Origin of the sequence: Paludisphaera mucosa (assembly GCF_029589435.1) — a bacterium.
Classification (GTDB): domain Bacteria; phylum Planctomycetota; class Planctomycetia; order Isosphaerales; family Isosphaeraceae; genus Paludisphaera; species Paludisphaera mucosa.
Genome location: NZ_JARRAG010000001.1, coordinates 1,215,327 through 1,236,586, shown reverse-complemented (window position 1 = coordinate 1,236,586; position 21,260 = coordinate 1,215,327). Strand labels below are relative to the sequence as shown.

At 68.8% G+C, this 21,260-nt stretch carries 14 protein-coding genes; 3 read left to right on the top strand and 11 right to left on the bottom strand.

The genetic code is table 11. The annotated features are described in order from the left end of the window. Nucleotides 1-31: 31 nt before the first annotated feature. On the top strand, nucleotides 32-1,660 hold the full coding sequence (locus PZE19_RS04970) for a fumarate hydratase (RefSeq protein WP_277859468.1): 1,629 nt from the start codon (nucleotides 32-34) through the stop codon (nucleotides 1,658-1,660). 40 nt (nucleotides 1,661-1,700) lie between these two features. Here PZE19_RS04970 and eno read toward each other — a convergent pair whose 3' ends face one another. The 5 genes from eno to PZE19_RS04945 all read right to left on the bottom strand — a co-directional run bounded on the left by eno (nucleotide 1,701) and on the right by PZE19_RS04945 (nucleotide 9,746). After that, on the bottom strand, nucleotides 1,701-3,023 hold the full coding sequence (eno, locus tag PZE19_RS04965) for a phosphopyruvate hydratase (protein WP_277859467.1): 1,323 nt from the start codon (nucleotides 3,021-3,023) through the stop codon (nucleotides 1,701-1,703). A 29-nt stretch (nucleotides 3,024-3,052) separates the two neighbouring features. Further along, nucleotides 3,053-4,078 (bottom strand): phosphotransferase family protein, encoded by a 1,026-nt coding sequence (locus PZE19_RS04960; RefSeq protein ID WP_277859466.1) that lies wholly within the window; start codon nucleotides 4,076-4,078, stop codon nucleotides 3,053-3,055. A gap of 11 nt (nucleotides 4,079-4,089) precedes the next feature. Then, complete coding sequence (locus PZE19_RS04955) at nucleotides 4,090-4,860, bottom strand: sugar phosphate isomerase/epimerase family protein (RefSeq protein ID WP_277859465.1); 771 nt, start codon at nucleotides 4,858-4,860, stop codon at nucleotides 4,090-4,092. 132 nt (nucleotides 4,861-4,992) lie between these two features. Further along, nucleotides 4,993-8,844: a hypothetical protein gene (locus PZE19_RS04950; RefSeq protein WP_277859464.1), complete on the bottom strand. Its 3,852-nt coding sequence runs from the start codon at nucleotides 8,842-8,844 to the stop codon at nucleotides 4,993-4,995. 233 nt (nucleotides 8,845-9,077) lie between these two features. Beyond that, the gene (locus PZE19_RS04945; protein ID WP_277859463.1) at nucleotides 9,078-9,746 is read right to left on the bottom strand and encodes an MBL fold metallo-hydrolase; all 669 of its coding nucleotides are present in this window, start codon (nucleotides 9,744-9,746) and stop codon (nucleotides 9,078-9,080) included. A 122-nt stretch (nucleotides 9,747-9,868) separates the two neighbouring features. On the opposite strand from PZE19_RS04945, the gene PZE19_RS04940 reads away from it, so the two are divergent. After that, a complete protein-coding gene (locus tag PZE19_RS04940) occupies nucleotides 9,869-11,260 on the top strand; it encodes a glycosyltransferase family protein (protein WP_277859462.1) in 1,392 nt (463 codons plus the stop codon). On the opposite strand, the gene PZE19_RS04935 is transcribed toward PZE19_RS04940, so the two are convergent. Then, the gene (locus PZE19_RS04935) at nucleotides 11,204-11,656 is read right to left on the bottom strand and encodes a hypothetical protein (RefSeq protein ID WP_277859461.1); all 453 of its coding nucleotides are present in this window, start codon (nucleotides 11,654-11,656) and stop codon (nucleotides 11,204-11,206) included. The genes PZE19_RS04940 and PZE19_RS04935 overlap by 57 nt on opposite strands. A 117-nt stretch (nucleotides 11,657-11,773) precedes the next feature. On the opposite strand from PZE19_RS04935, the gene glpK reads away from it, so the two are divergent. Further along, nucleotides 11,774-13,279: a glycerol kinase GlpK gene (gene glpK / locus PZE19_RS04930; RefSeq protein ID WP_277859460.1), complete on the top strand. Its 1,506-nt coding sequence runs from the start codon at nucleotides 11,774-11,776 to the stop codon at nucleotides 13,277-13,279. On the opposite strand, the gene PZE19_RS04925 is transcribed toward glpK, so the two are convergent. From PZE19_RS04925 to PZE19_RS04905, 5 genes are all read right to left on the bottom strand, one after another. Further along, entirely contained in the window at nucleotides 13,258-14,592 is a 1,335-nt protein-coding gene (locus tag PZE19_RS04925) for an MFS transporter (protein WP_277859459.1), read from the bottom strand. The genes glpK and PZE19_RS04925 overlap by 22 nt on opposite strands. Before the next feature lie 102 nt (nucleotides 14,593-14,694). Next, complete coding sequence (locus PZE19_RS04920) at nucleotides 14,695-15,717, bottom strand: DUF1559 family PulG-like putative transporter (RefSeq protein ID WP_277859458.1); 1,023 nt, start codon at nucleotides 15,715-15,717, stop codon at nucleotides 14,695-14,697. Next, nucleotides 15,701-17,026, bottom strand: a complete 1,326-nt coding sequence (locus tag PZE19_RS04915) for a PQQ-dependent sugar dehydrogenase (protein ID WP_277859457.1) — start codon at nucleotides 17,024-17,026, stop codon at nucleotides 15,701-15,703. The genes PZE19_RS04920 and PZE19_RS04915 overlap by 17 nt, the downstream gene beginning before the upstream one ends. 164 nt (nucleotides 17,027-17,190) lie before the next feature. After that, nucleotides 17,191-19,860 carry a pyruvate, phosphate dikinase gene (gene ppdK / locus PZE19_RS04910; RefSeq protein WP_277859456.1) on the bottom strand — a complete coding sequence of 890 codons (2,670 nt, stop codon included), beginning with the start codon at nucleotides 19,858-19,860 and terminating at the stop codon, nucleotides 17,191-17,193. Nucleotides 19,861-20,217: 357 nt separating this feature from the next. Further along, on the bottom strand, nucleotides 20,218-21,111 hold the full coding sequence (locus PZE19_RS04905) for a DUF3179 domain-containing (seleno)protein (RefSeq protein WP_277859455.1): 894 nt from the start codon (nucleotides 21,109-21,111) through the stop codon (nucleotides 20,218-20,220). Nucleotides 21,112-21,260: the final 149 nt, after the last annotated feature.

The window sequence follows — 21,260 nt, the reverse complement described above, 5'->3', positions numbered from 1 at the left end:
CTGCAATCGGGGTCTGCTGGAGGAACCGACGATGCCCGAATTCGCCTACCAAACGCCTTTCCCGCTCCGCCCCGACACGACCGAGTATCGCAGCCTCGGCAAAGACTTGGTCTCGACCGCGATCTTCGAAGGCGAGGAGATCCTCAAGATCCGGCCCGAAGCCCTGACGCTGCTCGCCCGGGAAGCCCTCCGCGACCTCTCGTTCCTGTACCGCCCCGCCCACCTCAAGGCCGTCGCGGCCATCCTCGACGATTCCGAAGCGTCGCCGAACGACCGAGGCGTGGCCATCGCCCTGCTCCGCAACGCCGCCGTGGCCGCCGGCTTCCAGCTCCCCATGTGCCAGGACACGGGCACGGCGACGGTCGTCGCCAAGAAAGGCCAGCGCGTCTGGACGGGGTGTGGAAAGGATGAAGAAGCCCTCTCGCGTGGGATCTACGAGACCTACCTCAAAGAGAACCTTCGCTACTCGCAGACCGTCCCATTGACGATGTTCGACGAGGTCAACTCGGGCACGAATCTGCCCGCGCAGATCGACGTCTACGCCACGAACGGTTCGACGTATGACTTCCTGTTCGTCGCCAAGGGGGGTGGATCGGCCAACAAGTCGTATCTCTACCAGGAAACCAAGGCCCTTCTGAACCCGGCGAGCCTGGAGACGTTCCTGAAGGAGAAGCTCCGCTCGCTGGGCACCGCCGCCTGCCCGCCCTATCACCTCGCCGTGGTCATCGGCGGGACCTCGGCCGAGGCCACGATGAAGACCGTCAAGCTCGCCAGCGCGAAGTACCTCGACGGCCTGCCGACCGAGGGGAACAAGCTCGGCCAGGCCTTCCGCGACCCGGAGATGGAAGCGAAGGTGATGGAGATCGCCCGAAAGAGCGGGATCGGGGCGCAGTTCGGCGGGAAGTACTTCGCGCTCGACGCCCGGGTGATCCGCCTCCCCCGCCACGGGGCCTCATGTCCCGTCGGCCTGGGCGTCTCGTGCTCGGCCGACCGCAACATCAAGGGCCGCATCGACCGCGACGGCGTCTGGCTCGAGGTCCTGGAACGAGACCCCGCGCAATACATCCCCGCCCGCTACAGGTCGGGCCTCGGCGTCGAGCACGGCGTCCGGGTCGACCTGGACCGGCCGATGAAGGAAGTCCTGGCGGAGCTGTCGAATTATCCCGTGTCGACCCCCCTTAAGCTGAACGGTCGGATGATCGTCGCCCGCGACATCGCACACGCCAAGATCAAGGAACGGCTCGACCGCGGCGAGGGGATGCCCGAGTACCTCAAGGCGCATCCAGTCTACTACGCCGGTCCGGCCAAGACGCCGCCGGGAATGCCCTCGGGATCGTTCGGGCCGACCACGGCCGGCCGGATGGACAGTTACGTCGACCTTTTCCAGTCGCAGGGCGGGTCGATGATCATGATCGCCAAGGGGAACCGCTCGCAGGCCGTCACCGACGCCTGCAAGAAGCACGGCGGCTTCTACCTCGGGTCGATCGGCGGCCCCGCCGCCCTGCTCGCCCACGACAGCATCAAGAAGGTCGAGCTGCTGGAGTACCCCGAGTTGGGGATGGAAGCGGTCTACCAGATCGACGTCGTAGACTTCCCCGCGTTCATCCTGGTCGACGACAAGGGGAACGAGTTCTTCTCGCAGCTGCCCGTGATCGCCTGATGAGCGGAGCTGAAAAGGGCGCAACGGCCGGGGTGGCTTCTCAGGGGAGCACGCCCCGGCCTGCGAAGGCCGCGTTCGGCCCGAGAGCTTCTTCGATCCGCAGCAGCCGGTTGTACTTGGCGAGTCGCTCCGAGCGGGCCACGGATCCGATCTTGATCTGACCCGCCGCCGTGCCGACGGCCAGGTCGGCGATCGTCGCATCCTCGGTCTCGCCGGAACGAGCCGAGACGACGGGCCGGAAGCCCGATCGACGGGCCATTGCGAGTGCGTCCAGCGTCTCGCTGAGCGTCCCGACCTGGTTCACCTTGATGAGGACGGCATTCGCCGCGCCGATCTCGATGCCGCGGGCCAGGCGCGCCGTCTGGGTCACGAAGAGGTCGTCGCCGATGAGCTGGGCGGACGCCCCGAGCCTTTTCGTGAGCGCCTGCCAGCCTTCCCAGTCATCCTCGGCCAGGCCGTCTTCGATGGAAACGATCGGATAACGGTCTGTCCACCGCGCCAGCATCTCGACCATGGCGTCCGAATCGAGCGGGCGCTCGACCCCGGTGAGCCGATAGCTGCGCGAGGCCGCGTCGAAGAAGTGGGTCGACGCCACGTCGAGCGCGATCGCGGCGTCCTCCCCTGGCGTCAGCCCGCAGGCGAGCATCGCGTCGACGACGATCTGGAACGCCTGTTCGTCGTCCTTGAGCTTGGGACCATAGCCCCCCTCGTCGCCGACGAGCACCGATTCGAGCCCGAGACGGGCTAGCTCAGCGCCCACCGCTCGATACATCGCGACGATCGTCTCGAGCGCGTGGCTGTAGCTTTCGGCCCCGATCGGGATGAAAAGGATGTCCTGAATGTCGAGGTTGCGGCCGGCGTGCAGGCCGCCCGAGATCATGTTGACCATCGGTAGGGGGAGCGTCGGCGCCTTCGGGACGTCCTCGCCGAGGCCCTCGGCGCGAGCCCTCCAGAGACGATTGATATGGATAAACAATTCTTCTTCCCGCGCGGCCGCCGAAGCGTGGGCAACGGCCATGGAGACCCCGAGCAGGGCGTTCGCCCCCAACCGTCCCTTGTTCGACGTGCCGTCGAGAGCGATGAGCGCGGCGTCGATCGCCCCTTGGTCGTCGACGTCCATCCCCTGGATGGCCGGGGCGATCGTCGAATGGATGCCGGCGACGGCCTTCAACACGCCAAGGCCGGCGTAGCGTGCGGGATCTCCGTCGCGCCGTTCGAGAGCCTCGTGCCGTCCGGTGCTCGCGCCCGAGGGGACGATCGCGCGGCCGATCGCGCCGCCGGCCACGATGGCGTCGACTTCCACCGTCGGTCGGCCTCGCGAATCCAGGACCTGTCGCGCCTTCAACGCCTGCAGAATCGGCATCGCGGATCACCTCGAGAAACAGGATGGGCTCATGCCCGGGAATGGACGGCGGCGTCCAAAATCCGATGCATCGCGTCCCAGTCGGCGGCGGGCTGGGCGAACAGGGCCAAGGCCGAACGGCGAGCGACCGCGCGGCCGGCCGCGTCGAGATACTCGACCGGGCTCTTGCCGTCGACCCGGGCGAGAAGGCAAGCCGCGGTGTGCGCGACGCCTCGCGACGTCAACGCCGCCTGCGGTCCAAGCCGATCGCCCAGCCCTGCGAAGTAGGCCCCGAGGAAGGCGTCGACAAGACCGCGATAAGCCTCGTCGCCGACGACGCCGTGGATTCGCTTGAGGGCGAGGTGGCTGAGGAAGAAACCCAGGTCGAACGCCGGGTCGCCCAGGTGCGCGCACTCGAAATCCAGCAGGACCAGGCCGCCGGAGTGAACGAGGATGTTTTTGGGGCTGAAGTCGCCCAGGACCAAGGCGCGTCGCTCAAAAGGAAGGTTCATCGCGGCGATGAGCCCGTCGAACCGGGCCGCCAGCTCGGGATGGGCGCGGGCCGTGGTGCGGTAATAGGGATCGACGCGAAGCTCATCGAAGAGGCTCGTGTCGGCGAGCAAAGCCGCCCGCGCAGGATGCCCCGGCGCGTCGGCGTGGATCGTCGCGAGATACGTCCCGAGCCGCGCCGCCACCCGCGGGTCGGCGTCGCCGCGCATGAGCTGAACCTTCCAGGTCTCCGAATCGTCGGCCGCGCAGGTCATCGCGAACAGGAACTCGTCGCGATCCTCGAACAGGACCTCGGGGACGACGCCGGCCGGGAGGAGTTGCGAGAGCACCTTCAGCGTCGCATGCTCGACCCAGATGCGATCCAACCGTGCTAGCCATTCGACCGCGACCCTCAGTCGCTCGCGGCATTGCTTGACGACGAACGGGTGGCGGCCGGCCGCATCGACGCGGAGGACGACGTTGGAAACGCCGCCGCTCAGCTCTCGCACCGTGACGGCCTTCGCGGGGTCGATCCTCCTAGAGTCGCGAAGATAGTCGGCCGCGTTCTCGGACGTCAGCTCTTGCATGTGGGGGCGACTCAGAGGAGCGTTTCGAGCAGCAGCTTCAGCTTGCGGACCTCGACCTCGCGGTCGAAGGCGTTGTCGGGGAGGTCGAGGATCGCCACGGTCAACGCCCGATTGTAGCCGACCCGGAGGAGTTGGTTCACGATCCGCGCGTATTCGATCTGCCCCTGGCCGATGCGGACCTGGAATTCGTTCGCGTTCTTGCCCGTGTCGCGGAGGTGGATGTTCTGGACGTACGGGTAGAGCAGATCGACTTCCGACTCCTTGGCCGGCCCGTTGACGAAATGGCTGGGATCGAGCGTCAGGCCGAGGCCCGGCACCGACTTGCAGAGCCGAAGCGCCGCGGCGGGGTCGCCGGTGATGGCGTCGCGATGGGTGAGCAGGGCGAGCACAAGGCCTTCGCGCATGGCGGTCGCCGAGAGGCTCGTCACCCGCGCCATCTCCTGCTCGACGGTCGTCCCCGCCGGCGACGCCGTGAGCGTGAGCACGGCGACGTTCAGGAGCTTGGCGAACCGGCAGTGGTTGTCGAACCGCTTCTTCTGGACGGGGTCGGCCCAGTCGACCGGCCCGAAGTCGAGGTAGAGCGTCGAGGGGATGAGGGCCGGCCCCCGCTTGAGTCGCAGGATGGCGCCCTCGGGATCCTCGCCGACCTCGGACGGCCGCAGGTGTTGACCGCTCTCGACGACGGCGAGCTCGAACTTGTCGAATTCCAGCTCGGCGATGTGTCGCAGAGCGGACTCCAGGGGCTCGTTCGCGAAGCAGAGCGTGCTACAGGCTACGAACACCGGCGTCTCCTCCTTCTACCCCATCGCGGCCCGCGTCGTGCGTCGCTGGCGACGCCCGGGCGGGCTCGGCCCACGCCCCGGCGTCCGCTCAGGAAGCGGGGCGGCCCCGGTCTTCCACCGGGCGCGACGATCTTACCGCAGGGTGCGGTCCGGTGGTAGGGCAGAAGCCTCGGCGGCCTGGGCGGCCGCCGGACGCGACTCGGATGCGGGGGCCGTCCGGTCGCTCCGGACCAGGGCCAGGACGCCCGGATGCCTGGTCCAGTGCGAATCGGCCAGCCTGGCGAACTCCGCGTAACGCTGCTCGCGATAAGCCTGGAGCGCCGCCAGGAGGGTCCGCTGGGCGTTGAGCCGTACGGCCTTGGGCGCGATCTCGCCGCGGACCCGGACGTCGTCGATCCAAAGCCTGCCCGGGACCGTCGACTCGAATCGGAGCCGGACGGAGTCGAGGCCGCCCGGGGGCAGGTCCGAAGCCCGTACGACGAGAGCCCGCCATTCCGTCGCGACGACGGCGTCGGAACGACGGGCGAACGGTCGGCCCTCCTGCTCGCCCTCGATCCAGACCCGGACGGGGGCCTGATCCTTGTCCGCCCGGAGGAACGCCTGGACGAGCAACGTCGCGCCGGCTCCCGGAGCGAAGTCGCCGCTGATCAGCGAGGCCGGGCCCTGGAGAGACTCCAGCTTGAGGCAACGCTGGCCGGCGTGGGGGTTCTTCTGGTCCAGAGCCACGGTCGCGCCGCGACCGGCGGGATCGAGCCTCCAGCCCCCCGGAGCCGACGCCTGGGGATCGCCGGCCGTCGTCGAGACCGGCGTGACGGGCTCCTGTTCGAAGCCGGCGTTGGGCGGTTCGACGATGGGCTGGGCGAGGCCGCGATTCAGCAGGGCGAGCTGGCTCGAAAGCTCCAGAGAACGGGACTCCATCGCCGCCAGAACCGGCTCGGGCGGGTAGATCGCCTGCTTTTCGAGCACGACGTCGGCGGCCCCGACCCGCACGACCGAGACGCCGTAGGGCGCCAGGTCGACGACCAGCCTCCGGCCCCCGTCGGCCGCCTGCGGGGCCAGCTTCAGGTTGCGCCCGAGGTCCTCCACGGCCGCGTTCGGATCGCCCTTGACCACGCCGGCCAGGCGCATCGCGAATGGGGTGTCGTTGACGATCTCCAGGACGGTCCGGCCGCCGTCGGCGAGCGTGCGGACCACGACGCCCGAATCCTTGACGCCCGCCGACGGCGGCGTCGGCCGCGCGACCATCGGGATCCGGCGGTAGACCTCGGCGAAGCGACGCACCCGTTCCTCGCGGCCGGCGACGGCCGTGATCGGGACGACGATCCGTTGGGCGTCCAGCGCCGAGACCGCGTGCGCCAGCAAGCCGTCGGCCCCGGACGACTCGCCGGGGGGGAGCGCCCGGGCGACCGGCCGCGATCGGCGGCCGTCGGGGTCGGCGTCCTGGGCCGTATGAAGCAGGAAGCCGCGTCGAGAGAAGCCGACGAGCTGGGCGTCGAGGTCGGGGTGCGACGCCAGGTCGCGCGCCAGGCCGTCGTCCGACGATTTCGCGCCCCGCAGCAGGAGCGGTGCCTCAGGCCTCTTGGGCCACTCCTCGAGATCGAGCCCGAGACTTCGCCAGGCCTGGCTGGGAGCCAGCCCCGCTAGGTCGACCCGACGGGCCTCGGCATCGGTGGGCCCGTCGTCGAGCGTCGGCGTCGCCAGGACCAGGACGCCTCCCGGCGCGGCCTTTCGGGCGGCGGCCGCCAGCTCGCCGTACAGGCCGGCGACGGCCTTGGCGCGCCAGGTCAGCCAGGGCATGCGGCCGATACCGGCGAGATATCGGGAGCGGACCGCGAACCGATCCGCCTCGGTCGTGCCGAGGCCGGGGATCTCCTTGGCCGCATCGGGCCCGAAGGACTCGCGGACGAAACGGGCGAAGGTCTCGTCGTCCATGCCCGTATCGGGCGTCCCCAGGAGCGTCGGGCCGCAGCCGAGACGTACGAGCACGCCCGCGAAGCCGGGACGGCCATTGCGGTCGGCGAGAGACTCGACGATCCGCCGCTCCAGGGCCGCGTGGACCCGGGGATGCAGGGGTTGGTACGCCCCGCCGTCGGCCGCCCCGGTGGGCCCGATCCGAGCCAGTCCCTGCTGAAGCGCCTCGGCCGAGTCGGGCGGAGGGAGTTCGGGGAAGGCGTCGTGCCGCCGGAAATCAGGCTCCAGCCAGGCGGACATGCCACGGCGCCGGAGCACCCGAAGGACCATGTCCAGGCGATCGGGCCCGGTCGCGTCCTCGGCCAATCGACCGTTCAGCCGACGACGACGCGATCGATCCTCGAGGCGTTCCGGGAGGATCACGAAAGTGGAGCCGCAGGCGCCGAGGTAGCTGGCGAGGTTCTCGGCCGTCGCGAAGGCGTCCTCCATCCCCGGCTCCGTCGACCCTTCGAACCGTTCGAGCGCGTCCGAGCCGACGAGCTGGATGCCCACCTCGCGGCCCGAAGCAGCGGCGACCGGCGGGGTCGCAGCGACGGCCGCCGTGGGCTCCAATTCGATCAGCCGGATCGCGCCGACGGTCACGTCGAACGTTGGATTGCGGTTGAAAAGCACGAGGATGGGTTCGGCCGTTCCGGGCCAGACGATCCACTCGAGGGGTTGACGGGTCCCGGTTGGACTCTCGGCCACCGTCGCGGTCCCGCAAGCGTCGAGTAACACCCTGGGCCGGCGATCGGCCGAGCCGGCGTCGACTACCAGGGCCCCGAGGGCGGAAGGATCGCCCCCGGCGATGGTCACCGTCAGCCGATGCGGCCGGTCGGGGTGGGGAGATCGGAGTGCGACGGCCGTCCAGGCCAGCCCCGAGGCGTCGACGGGTCCCAGCTTGGCGGGCTCGGCGCCGGGCTTGGTGATGAAGCCGCGGAGCCACTCCCGCTCCCTGTCGCGCCGGGACGACTCGACAAGGACTTCCGCCGGCACTTCCCAGACCGAGCCGCCGGAGGCCACGGGCGACCGCCCCCACGCCGCGAAGCGTGCGCTCCGCAGACGCGAGAGTTCGAAGGAGTCCACCTCGTTCGGTCGACCGGGCGCTCCGGACGCTGCGAGCACGGCGGGCACCGCCTTCGTCTGCGAGGCGAGCACGGCCAGGACGACGCGGCGCGAGGCCGTGCTGACGACCCCGGCGGCGCGGCGACGGCGGATGAGCCGCCCGATCCGAGACCCTTCTCGGGCCCCGGCGGACTCCCAGGTCGCCTGCACTTCCAGGATGTAGCTGCCCTCTTTCGCCGGAGCCGGAACCGACCAGAGCCGCGCGGGCGGCTCGGGCAGATTGGCGGGCAGGACCTCCCGCTGTTCGAACTGCCAGACGGGGTCAGGCTTGCCGATGGGACGGAGGACGGCCGTGGTTCGGACCGTGACTTCCCCGGCATCGGCCTGCAAGATGTTGTAGCCGATCGTGACCGGGACGGCAGTCCCGGGGGCGGCGACGCCCTCTTCGGCCCCGGCCCCGAAGTCGATCGCCAGGACGTCCCAGGGGAGGCGCTGGACCGTCAAGCTCAGGCCCGAGGGCTGGGGGACCGTCTGCGGCCCTTCGAGGATCGCCGAGACCGGCAGCTTGACGACCTGGTCTCCTCGGCGGACGAGGAGGGTGGAGGCTGGGGTCGCCTCGATCCGCATCCGGACGCGCCCGCTGGGCTGCGAGCCCAACCGCCAGGCGCCGGAGGGCGTGGGCGCAGGATCGGCTTGCCCCCGCATCGACGTGTCGGCATCCCACGGCCATGCGACCGCTTCGGTCGCGCGACCGTCGGTCAGTTCCAGCACCACCTCTTGCGGCGGCGGCTCCAGGGCGGGGGCTTGATCGGCGGCACCGGGGACGCTCCAGGTCAGCTCGATCGACAGCCCCGAGCGGGGCGTGGATTCTTCCCCGCCGCGAGCCGCCGCGCGGGGCGCAGGGAGGAACAACGTCCCCATCGCGGACACGGCCAGGATCGCCAGGACCTCGCGCCCTCGTCTGCGCATGAGCCCTTCGCCGCCTCTCCTCGTTCGAAACTCGTGAGCGTTCATCGACCACATCGCGGCGTCCATGCCGTGCGGGCGATCGCGGAGCGGATCGACCGATCCTCCCCCATCGGGCGCGGAACGCGCGGCGGCGGGGCGCTTGCTGGAAGTGCGTCTCAGATCAGGGATCGGCGGTCGATCGGCCGCACTTCAATCGAAATCGAGAAATCCGGCAAGGTCGAAGCGATTCGGGCTTAATCGGGGAGGCGGCCGGTGAAGTCCGCAAAGCGTCCGGGATCGCGCAACGGAGGCCCGTGGCCGAAGGCGATCAGCCGAGGCTCCAGGGCCGCCATCCGCCTCGCCGACCGACGATTCGCCGCCGGATCCAGCGAGAAAATCCGCTCCGGCTCGCGGAGCGTCGGGATTCCCAGATAGATGTTCAGGTTCGCGACCACGTCGCCGAGGAGCAGCACGCGGTCGGACTCGCGCCAGAATGAGACGTGGCCCGCGGTGTGGCCGGGGGTCTCCAGGACGGTGAAGCCGCCGACCACGTCGCCCTCGCGAAGCCTTCTCGCCACGGGGTGCGAAGGGCCGGTCCAATGCGGGCCGACCGCGCGGGTGAGCCAGTGGGGAGGCATCCTGGACATGACGAGGCCTTCGGTCTCGGCCGCGTCGGCGTCGGCCTCTCCGCACCAGAGGGGCACGCCGAGCGTCTCGCAGATGGCGTGGCTCGCCCCCTGGTGATCGGGATGGGCGTGGGTCAGGGCGTGAGCTTCGACCCTCCGTCCCCGAAGCTGACGCAGGATGCGTCGCATCGCGAAGCGCGTCCCCGCATCGACCACGACGCCGCCCATCAGGTAGACGTTGAAAGCGTAAGGGGGAAATCCCCGGAGTAATTCCAGATCGTCGGCCAGTCGGATCATGCTTCGAAGTTACCCGTGGGGATCGACGTTGACCATCCGTCGCCTCTCCATCATGATCGCCCCGCGCCTGCTCGGAGGGATGTGGATCCTGTCGGGCGCGATCCCACCCCGGAGGAGCGATTGTGAAGGGGAGCCGCCCTTGGCTGGCCGTCCTGTTGCTGTCCGCAGTCCTCGTGCGGGCCGCCGCCGTGCTGGTCCTTCAGAGCCACCACGTTCCCCGGTCGACTTACGAGCACGGCGAGATCGCCGCCTCGCTCGTCGCGGGCCGAGGGTTCGCGATGCACTTTCTGGGCGTCGACGGCCCGACGTCGCAACAGGCCCCGGTTTATCCGCTCGTGGTCGCCGCCGCGTACGCCCTGGGGGGCGTTGAGCGACCGAGATCGCTGCTGATCCTGGAGCTGGGGCAGGCCTTCCTGGGCGGCCTGATGGTCCTCGGCGTTTTCCGACTGGCGACCTGGGCCGCGCCCGAGCGGCCGGCCGTCGCCTGGTCAGCCGCATGGATCGCCGCGCTGCATCCGACGCTCGTTTACGCCGCGACGCACGTCCAGGTCGCGCTTCTCGCCGCGACGTTGGTCGTCTGGACGTTCGTTTGGGCCGTCAGGGCGGGCGCTTCGGGTTCGAACGGGGACGCCATCATCGCCGGCCTGCTGCTTGCCCTGTGCGCCCTGACGGATCCGATCCTGGGACTCGTCGCGCCGGGGCTGTTCGCGGTGCTCGCCCTGTCGCGAACGGAAGCGTCCGCGTCCCGATCGAGCTGGTCGCTGGGTGCCGTCGTCGTCATGGTCGCCGCCCTCGGCGTCACGCCTTGGATCGCTCGCAACGCGTTCGTCCACGGCGAGTTCGTGCCGATCAAGAGCACGTTCGGTTACGCCTTCTGGCAGGGGAACTGCGCCATCAGCGAGGGTACGGACAAGGTCGTCCGCGCATCCGTCGAGGGGGTTATGGACGGGGCGAAAGACGCAGGCAGCCTCGCCGCCTACAATCGGACGGTCTGGGAGGCTCGGCACACGGCGGGATACATCGACGACGTCGCATTCACCGCGGAGGATCGTCGCTACCTGGAGACGCTCTCCGAGCCGGAGCGATCTCGCGTCCTGCTTCGAAGGGCGATCGCCGACATCCGAAAGGACGCCCTGCGATATGTGGGGCTCTGCGTCCGGCGATTTCGGTACTTCTGGCTCTTCGACGAGACGAACCCGAGGTCTCGGGTCTTCATTTACCGGGCGTCTCATCTGGGCCTGACGGGGCTGTCGCTCCTGGGACTGGCGACCGCCGGCGCGACCTTGCGGCGACGGTCGGCCCCGATGCTGGCGACGGTGGGGGCGATAAGCCTTTTCCACGCCCTGACGATCGTCTCGGCCCGATTCCACATCCCCATCGAGCCGCTGATGGCGATCTGGGCGGGAGCGGGCCTGGTGAGAACGCTCGACTTCGCTTGGGGACGGCTCCCGGGACGATCAGTAGCCGCGGCCGGCGGGCTCGAACATGTCGGGGTCGTAGGCCGGCTTGGCTGAGGCGGCGGCGTCGGTCGAGGTCGACCGCCGATGCGCCCGGTGGAGCAGCACGCCCAGGATCAGGGCCGTGGTCAGCCCTCCCAAGGCCAGGAACAGCGACATGCTCCAGATGATCGCCGTGAGCGGCAGTACGTCCGGCGACTCCCACGGGATCGATGCAGTCGCGATGAGCGCGCCCAGGATCGAGACGATCGGGACTCCGGCGCCGATCGCCACGACCGAACCGGGCCCAGGCAGCGGGGTCGAGGCGGGGACGGGGAGGCCCGACTTGAGGGCCTGCATCCGTTCCAGGTGCCGGTAATAGCGCCTCTGGCCCAGATTCTTGGTCAGCATAATCGTGGGGACCAGGATCAAGGGGAGGGCGATACCGGCCAGGGGGATGATCGTCGGTGGCATGTCATCGACCTCGATTGAAGGGCCGTCGGGTCCCGCCGGTCTGGCGACGCGGTCCTCGACTCATGGTAGTTTGAAACGAATACCGCGACCAGATCACCCTGAATGAGGCCCTCTCCCATGGCCCGCGATCATCTCCTCGTCATCGACCAGGGCACGACGAGCACCCGCGTGATCGTCTACGACCTCCGGCTCAAGCCCGTGGGCCAGGGCCAGCACGAGATTCCGCTGACATACCCTCGATCGGGCTGGGTCGAGCACGACCCCCGCACGATCGTCGCCTCGGTCGGGGCCGAAGTCACGACGGCCCTGATCAACGCCCGGGTTCGGGCCGAGCAGATCGCCGCCATCGGCATCACCAACCAGCGCGAGACTACGATCGTCTGGGACCGCGCGACCGGCGAGCCGATCGCGCCGGCGTTGGTGTGGCAGGACCGCCGCACCGCCGACGTCTGCAACCGGCTCCGCCGCAAGGAGGGCGTGGTCTCGCGTTTGACCGGCCTCGTGATCGACCCCTATTTCTCGGCCACCAAGATCGCCTGGCTCCTGGATCACGTCGACGGTGCCCGTCGCAAGGCCGAGGCCGGCCAACTGGCCGCGGGCACGGTCGACACCCTGCTCATCCGACACCTCACCGGAGGGGACCACCTGACCGACGTGACCAACGCCTCGCGCACGCTGCTGATGGAACTCGCGACCGACCAATGGTCGGACGAGCTATGCGAGCTATTCGACGTGCCGAAATCATTATTGGCCGAGATCCGCCCCAGCGCGGGCGATTTCGGCGCGACCCGGGGGCTCGACTACCTGCCGGACGGCATCCCGATCACGGGCGTGGCCGGCGACCAGCAGGCCTCCCTTATGGGCCAGGGGTGCGTTAGCGAAGGCCAGGCGAAGTGCACCTACGGCACGGGCGCGTTCCTCCTGGCCCACACCGGAGCGCGCATCATCCCGTCGACGCACGGGCTATTGACGACGCGCGCGGCCACGACCCGCGACGAGCCTCCTCAGTACGCCCTCGAAGGGAGCGTCTTCATCGCCGGGGCGGCCGTGCAGTGGTTCCGAGATGGGCTGAAGGTCATCCATGACGCCTCCGAGATCGGCGACCTGGCGATGAGGGGCGATCCCGAGGGCGAGGTCGTCTTCGTCCCCGCCTTCACCGGCCTGGGCTCGCCGCACTGGCAGCCCGCCGCGCGCGGGACGCTCTACGGGCTCACACGCGCCACGACCCTCGCCGACATCGCCCGCGCGGCGATGGAAGGGGTGGCGTTCCAGGTCGGCGACCTGATCGAAGCGATCGAGGAGGACCTCAGCGAACCGCTCGCGGCCCTCAACGTCGACGGCGGGATGTCTCGCTCCGACGCCTTCCTCGGGTTCCAGGCCGACGTCCTCGGCCGGCCGGTCGTGCGCAGCCCGGAGACCGAATCCACGGCCCTCGGCGCGGCGCTACTCGCCGGCCTGGGAGCGGGCGTCTGGTCGGATCGTGCGACCGCCCTGGCGCTGCTCGCCTCGGGAGGCCGGACGTTCGAGACCGCCCGCGGCTACCTGTGGCGGGCGAAGGCGCTTGAGCGGTGGCGCCGCGCCGTCGAGACGACTCGCGGGCACTATAGGCTGGAGGCCGACTGAACCTCGGCCGCACTCGACGAAGGGCTCGCCGACCGAAGTCGACCGGCGAGCCACAGACTCACGACCGTGAACGCCGCCGCGAAGTAGCCGACGCGATCGAATTGCAGCAGGGATCCGTCCGGAGCCTCGCGCAAGATCAGGCCTCCGACGTAGGCGGCCATCCCCGCGGCGAGGTGTTGTACGGCCGAGTTGGCGCTCATGAAGCCGCCGCGTTGCGAGGGCTCGACACTCGCCGTCACCATGGCCATCGCGGGGACCATTCGTCCGGCGTTCCCCAGCATCAAGCAGCCGAAGACGGCCGAAGCGACCCAGATCGGCACGACCCCGAGGTTCGTGATGGCGATCAGCAGGACGATCGTGACGGAGGCCACGATCCGGAAGACGCGCAGCTTGCCGAACCTGTCCGCCGCCCGGCCTATCAACGGGGCTCCGATCAGGGTCAGCAGCCCGCCGCTGACGAACACCCAGGAGAGGTCTCCCTCGCGGAAGCCGCAGTTCCGCACCAGGTAGGCGCTGATGTACGGGATGACCGTGAAGCCGCCGAACATGATCGCCACGGTGAGCGCGAAGGCCCGGATGTGGTTCGCGTGGGCGAACATCTCTACGGCCTTGCGCCAGACCGACGTCGACTCGCCGCGGCGGATGTGGGCCCGGAGCGGCGGCAATACCTTCAGGGCGACGAAAAGCGTAGGAAGCCCGAGGCCCGCGAGGACCAAAAACGGGATCTGCCAGCCGAACGCGGTTCCCAATTTCAGCCCGACCGGGATCCCCACGACCGAGGCGATGGCGAAGGCCGACATCAAGACCCCCGTCGCCCGCCCTCTGCGGCTTTCCGGGACGGCGTCGCCGACGATGGCCAACGCCAGGCCCCCCAGGATGCCGCCGAAGACACCCGTGGCCAGCCGCGCGGCGAGGAGCGTGGGATAATTCCACGCCAGTCCGCAGAGCAAAGTGCCCAGCAGGAACCCCGCGTAGAGCGTCAGGAACGCGGTCTTCCGGCCGAATCGGTCCATCACGAACGACGCGACGAAGCCGGCGATCCCCGCGGCGACCGTGTAGGACGACACGATCCGTCCAAACTGGTCGGGAGTGAGCCCCAGCACGCGCATGAGCTGCGGCCCCAGGGGCATCACGATCATGAAATCGACGATGCTCGTGAACTGCACCGAGGCCAGCATGAGCACCAGGATCAGCTCCCGGCGCATCTGGACCCGGAGGTCGTCGAGCGGGACCTCCGTTCGGACCTCCTCCGGGTTCACGGCCCGGCGAATGGGCTTCGCTTCCTCCCCAACGGCCTGCGCTTCCATCCCCATTGCGTCCCCTTCCCTCCCGTACTCCGTTCATCCCGCAAGACCGTCAGACCCTCGATCGCGGCGAAGGTTCCCGCTCGTCGAGGAAATTCCTGCGAGTGAGGCTCACAGCGTCCCTGACACGATCTCGCCCCCCGCCCGGGTCGACGTCGCCTGCCAGACGGCGGGATCGATCTCGTCGCCGACGAACGCCGCGTGGCCGTCGCAGTAGAGCAGATTCACGCCCCCCGGATGCTGGCTCCTCGCGGCCGTCCAGCCCGGGTTGTGGTACGTGATGCAATCGACGCGACGGCCGTTGGGGGTCTCGTGGTGATTATAGAGGGTGTTCAAGTGGTTCCCGTCCCACCAGCCCGACCCCTTGTAGAAGAGCCATCCCAGCGGCGCCGCGGCGCAAGACTCGTCCGTCAGGGGGGCCGCGGCCCGGGCGAAGGCGCGGGAGAGCGGATGTGGGATGGGGGTTGGAGTCGTCTGCGTGTAAGGTCCGGCGATCCCCAGGAGGTGTTCCGAGGTCGTAGCCGTCCCGCTCGTGCCGTCGAGAACGTCGCGGATCGAACGCGACGGGCCCAGGATGAAGAGCCCGTTGGCCCCGGTCGCATCGCCGCCGTTCGATCCGTCGCCGGTGCAGAAGGCGTAGCTCGTCGGCCCCGAGTCCACTGCGGGGGCCGGCGCCCCGTCGCTCGGGCAGACGAAAAGTGCGACCCGGGTCGCCATCGCCGTCGAGTTCGCCGGGTGAAACGGCCAGAAGGCCGAGGCGCCCGTGGGCCGGTAGCCGACCGCGAAATCGAAGTTCAGGGCGTGGAACAACGCCTGCTGTTCGAGGAAAGGCGCGAGCTGCGCCAGGGCCGACCAGCGGTACTGCGACACCGAGGTCGTCGCCGGGACGGGGGCCGAGGGCACCAGGAATCCGACCGGGAAGCTCCCCATCGCGTCGTGGTAATTCTGGAGGGCGATCCCGATCTGCTTCAAGCTGCTCGTGCACTGAGCCCGGCGGGCCGCCTCCCGCGCGGCCTGGACCGCGGGGAGGAGCAGTGCGATCAGGACCGCGAGGATCGCGATCACCACCAGCAGCTCGATCAGCGTGAAGCCGCCGCGTGCGACCGGCCGGCGGATCTCATTTCTTGCCGACATGGGCGACTCTCCACACGGTCCCCGAGGCGTCGTCGGTCACCATGAGCGAGCCGTCCTTCGCCACCGCGACGCCGACGGGACGTCCCCAGACGTTCCCGTCCGGCGTGACGAAACCGACCAGGAAATCCTCGTACTCGCCGGTCGCGACCCCCTTCTCGACCGGCACCCGGACCACCTTGTAGCCGGTGCGCCGCGCGCGATTCCAGGAGCCGTGCTCGGCGGCGAAGATGTGGCCGCGATACTCGGCGGGGAACGCCTCGCCGGTGTAGAACGCGAGGTCGAGCGACGCGGAGTGCGACTGGAGCAGGACGTCGGGCGCGATGACCTTGTCCTTCAGCTCGGGATGCTTGCCCTTGTGCCGCGGATCCTGGTTCGCTCCGCTGAGATAGTACCAGGGCCAGCCATAGAAGCCACCTTCCTCGACGTGGGTGATGTAGTCGGGGACGAGGTCGTCGCCCAGGCCGTCGCGCTCGTTGACCGAGGTCCAGAGCTTGCCCGTGGCCGGGTCGATCGCGAGCCCCACCGGGTTGCGGATGCCCGAGGCGAAGAGCCTCTCGTTTTTGCCGTCAGGATCGAACGCCAGGATGTCGGCGCGGCGGGTCTCGCTGGCGTCGTCGGTCACGTTGGACCGCGAGCCGACCGAGACGAAGAGCGTCCTGCCGTCGGGCGAGAACTGGACGTCGCGCGTCCAGTGGCCGCCGCCGCCGACCGCCTCGTTGCCGGTCGGGATGTCCTTGATGAGGACCTCGCCCTCGCCCGTCGCCTTGAGGTCGCCCGACTTGTACGGGTAGCGGACGACCGAGTCGGTGTTCGCCACGTAGACGTACTTCGGGTCGGCGCCGAGGGGGTGGAAGGCGATCCCGAACGGTCGCTTGAGCCCGGTTGCGAAGACCTCCTGAGCCTCGGGCTTGCCGTCGCCGTCGGCGTCGCGGAGGATCCGCACGCGACCCGCGGCGCTCTCGGCGACGAAGAGGTCGCCGTTGGGGGCGGTGACGATCACCCGGGGTTGGTTCAGGCCGGTGGCGAACTTCGACACTTCGAATCCCGCCGGCGCCTTGGGCCAGGCTCCCTCCGGCTGCGGCACGACCCGAGGATGATTCTGGGCGGACGGGGTGTCGAACGGCGTCGCCAGGTCGTCGAGCTTGATCAGGCGACGGACGCCCGGCCCGTCGGTCGTCCAGTCACCCAGGGCGGCCTTGCCCTTGAGCACGGCGGCGGCCGGAGGATCTTCGGCGGCCGGGATCGCCGGCGGGGCGAGAGCAAGGAGTCCGAGGGCGATCGGCAGGGCGTCTTTGAGGCGGATCGGCATGTCATCGTCCCGTCGAGGTGGCGTGGTCGAACCGGGTCGGCCGAACCTCTACGCGAGGTCGCGGCCGCCCGTCGATCGTGCCCGAAAAGGGGGAGCAAAAACAAGACCGTCGGACCAGGGGGTCCGACGGTCTTCGTGGTCTTCAGCTATCGGCGACGATCAGGTCACTTGTCGCGCTGGACGGCACCGAGCGCGGCCTGGGCGGCGGCCAGGCGGGCGATGGGGACGCGGAAGGGCGAGCACGAGACGTAGTCCATGCCGATCTTGTGGCAGAAGACGACGCTCTCGGGATCGCCGCCGTGCTCGCCGCAGATGCCCACCTTGAGGTGCTGGTCGTGCTTCTCCTTGCGAGCCTTACGGCCCCGCTCCGTGCCCATCTCGACGAGCTGGCCGACGCCGCGCTGGTCGAGGGTCTGGAACGGGTCGACCGGCAAGATCTTCTGGTCGACGTAGGCCGGCATGAACGAGCCGATGTCGTCGCGGCTGAACCCGAAGGTGAGCTGCGTCAGGTCGTTGGTGCCGAACGAGAAGAACTCGGCCTCCTCGGCGATCTGGTCGGCCGTCAGGGCGGCGCGGGGGATCTCGATCATCGTTCCGATGAGGAACTCGACCTTGGTCCCGGCCTTCTTGAAGACTTCTTCGGCGACGGCCAGGGCCCGCTTCTTGAGGATCGCCAACTCCTCGACGGTGCCGACGAGCGGGATCATGATCTCGGGCAGGACGCTTTTGCCCTTCTTCTTGACCTCGATCGCGGCCTCGAGGATGGCGCGGACCTGCATGTCGCCGATCTCGGGGAACTTGATCGGCAGGCGACAGCCGCGGAGGCCCAGCATCGGGTTCGACTCGTGTAGCTGCTCGACCCGTAGCTTGACCTTCTCGACCGGGATGCCGAGCTGCTTGGCGACTTCCTGCTGGCCGGCGTCGTCGTGGGGCAGGAATTCGTGGAGCGGGGGGTCGAGGAGGCGGATGGTGACGGGCAGTCCGTCCATCGCCTCGAAGATGCCGACGAAGTCCTCGCGCTGGTACGGCTCCAGGGCGGCGAGGGCCTTCTCGCGGCCGGCGGTGTCGTCGGCCAGGATCATCTTCCGCATGTCGACGATGCGCTGGCCTTCGAAGAACATGTGCTCGGTGCGGCAGAGGCCGATGCCCTCGGCGCCGAACTCGCGGGCCTTGCGGGCGTCGGCCGGGGTGTCGGCGTTGGTCCGAACCTTGAGCGTGCGGGCCTTGTCGGCCCAGCCCATCAGCTCGGCGAAGTGGCCGGAGATGCTGGGGTCGACGGTCGGCACCTGGCCGATCATGACGTCGCCGTTCGTGCCGTTGATGGTGACGTAGTCGCCGACCTTGACGTCCTGGCCGCCGATCGTCAGCTTGCCGCCCTTCTCGTCGATGACGATGCCTTCGCAGCCGACGACGCAAGGCTTGCCCCAGCCGCGGGCGACGACCGCCGCGTGGCTGGCCTTGCCGCCGGTCGCCGTGAGGATGCCCTTCGCCAGGTGCATGCCGGCGACGTCTTCGGGGCTCGTCTCCTTGCGGACGAGGAGGATCGGATCGTTGGGATGGGCCTCATGGTGGGCCACGGCGGCGTCGGCCGAGAGGATGACCTTGCCGCAGGCGGCGCCGGGGCTGGCGGCGATGCCGCGGGCCACGGACTTCACCTTGGCCTTGGGGTCAAGCTGCGGCAGCAGCAGGTGGTTCAGGCTGTCCGGGTTGACCCGCTTGAGGGCGGTCTTCTCGTCGATCAGCTTTTCCTTGACCATCTCGACGGCGATCCGCACGGCCGACGACCCGGTCCGCTTCCCGGTGCGGGTCTGCAGCATGTAGAGCGTGCCGTTCTCGACGGTGAACTCGATGTCCTGCATTTCCTTGTAGTGGGACTCGAGCTTCTTCCGGATGTCCATCAGCTGCTGATAGACCTTGGGCATCTCGGAGTCGAGCTTGGAGATCGGCTCGGGGGTGCGGATGCCGGCCACCACGTCTTCGCCCTGGGCGTTGATGAGGTAGTCGCCGTAGAAGACGTCCTCGCCGGTGTTCGGGTCGCGGGTGAAGGCGACGCCGGTCCCGGAGTTGCCGCCCGTGTTGCCGAAGACCATCGCCTGCACGTTGACCGCCGTCCCCTTGAGGCCGGTGATCCGTTCGATGCGGCGGTACTGGACGGCCTTATTGCCCATCCAGCTGTTGAAGACGGCCATGATGGCCTTCCACAGCTGATCCTTCGGATCCTGCGGGAAGCCCTCGCCCACGTGCTTGGAGTAGACGGCCTTGTACCGCTTGACCAGTTCCTTGAGGTCGGCGGCCGACAAGTCGGTGTCGAGCTTGACCTTCTTCTCATCCTTCAGCTTCGTCAGCTCGTGCTCGAAGTGTTCGTGGTCGACGCCCATCGCCGTCGAGCCGAACATGTCGATCAGGCGACGGTACCCGTCGTAGGCGAATCGGGGGTTGTCCGTCTTCGCCGCCAGGCCCTCGACGACGACGTCGTTCAGGCCCAGGTTGAGGATCGTGTTCATCATGCCCGGCATCGACAGGGCCGCACCGGAGCGGACGCTGACCAGGAGCGGATCCTTGGAGTCGCCGAACTTCTTGCCGGAGAGCTTCTCGACCAGCTCCAGCGACTCCTCCACCTGGGGCTTGACGGCCTCGGGGAGCTTGCGGCCGGCCTCGTAGTACTCGTGGCAGACCTCGGTGGTGATGGTGAAGCCGGCGGGAACGGGTATGCCGATGGAGCTCATCTCGGCGAGGTTCGCGCCTTTGCCACCCAGCAGTTCCTTCATGTCGGAGCGTCCTTCGGCCTTACCGCCGCCGAAGGTGTAGACGTACTTGGACTTGGACGTGGACATCGGACTCGAAAACTCCTGGACAGGGCCAGTCAAGAAAGTCCAACAGCTCCCGACGAGGACGAAGCCAGGGGGCCTCGGGGCCTGCACGCACGCCTCTGCTAGGAGAGGGAAGGAGCCGGTTCCATCCGGCTGTATCGCCGACTCGGGTGGGCCGCTGAACGGGAAATCGACGTTTCAGGTCGGACGTGGAAGGACGCCGGCCGCCGTCGAGAACGTTCAGATTCGTATTATCTTGTCACAATCCAAGTTAGCCGTTGCGAGGGCCTCCGTCAAGGAGGCAGTCCGACGATCGCGGCGCAGGGGCTTTCGCCGCGTCGGGCAGCCGGCGCGGCGGTCGAATTGGGGCCTCATCCAGCTTCATTCGGCGGGGATGCCCCGAGCCCGATCGAGTGAGCCCACCAGGAGCCGGGAGTCGGGATTTTCGGACTGCCAGTCGCGCCAGGTTTTGGTCGGAACGCGCTGGACGAGCGGCAGCGTCTTGCCCTTCAGCTTGCCGCTGAACGCCACGAGGCCGTTCACCTGGTCGACCCAGAGGCTCTCGGTCCCGCGATCGTAGAGGACGTGCTTGCGGCCGATGCTGAAGCCGCCGCAGCCCAGGGTGATCCGACGCCCGTCGATCCGGGGGTCGTAGACCGCGACGTCCGACTCCGCCGATCCCGAGGCCGCCACGAAGGGATCGTGGTGGACCAGGAGCGGCGTCCCGTCGATGAGATCGTTCACCACGAGGACCTTGGCCAAGACCATCTTGGGATACACGCAGGGGATCTTGCCCACGTCGAAGCCGGCGACGTGGGCGTTCGACGGGACGCGCTCCCAGATCGGTCCTCCGCTGGTCTCGACGGCGGGGTAATCGATGGCCCGGGCGACGTCACGGCCGACCGGGTCGCCGAGCAATTGCGGGTCGCAATCCTCGCTGAGGAGCTTGAACCAGCGGTGGCCCTCTCCATCCTTCCAGCCGGACCACACGAGAAGGTCACGACCCTCGACGCGTCGCCAGTCCGCGGGGCGGGCGGCCCGGGAGATGGCGGGATAGATGTTGGGATAGCCGATGACGGCGGAGGCGGCCGCCGACTCTTCTTCAACCAGCAACGAATTCCACTCGTGCCAGAGGAAGCGGCCCAGCAGCGCCATCGGGACGCCGAGGAGCAGGACGAAGGTCGCGGCGACGACCGCTCGCGGGCGACCTCGCGGGGCATCGAGCGGGACCGAGGACGCCGAATCGAGATTCAAGGCGGTGACGTGGGGCTGCATGGGCGAGACTCCCTCCGAGGACGTCCAGGACGGACGTGGGAAGACGGGTGTCGCGTCGTTATGACAAAGTCCAACGCCCACGTCAATTATCGAAATTTGGCCTACTTAAGATTTGTGCATGAGTCGTCCCGTGCTCCATGCGGCCGGGG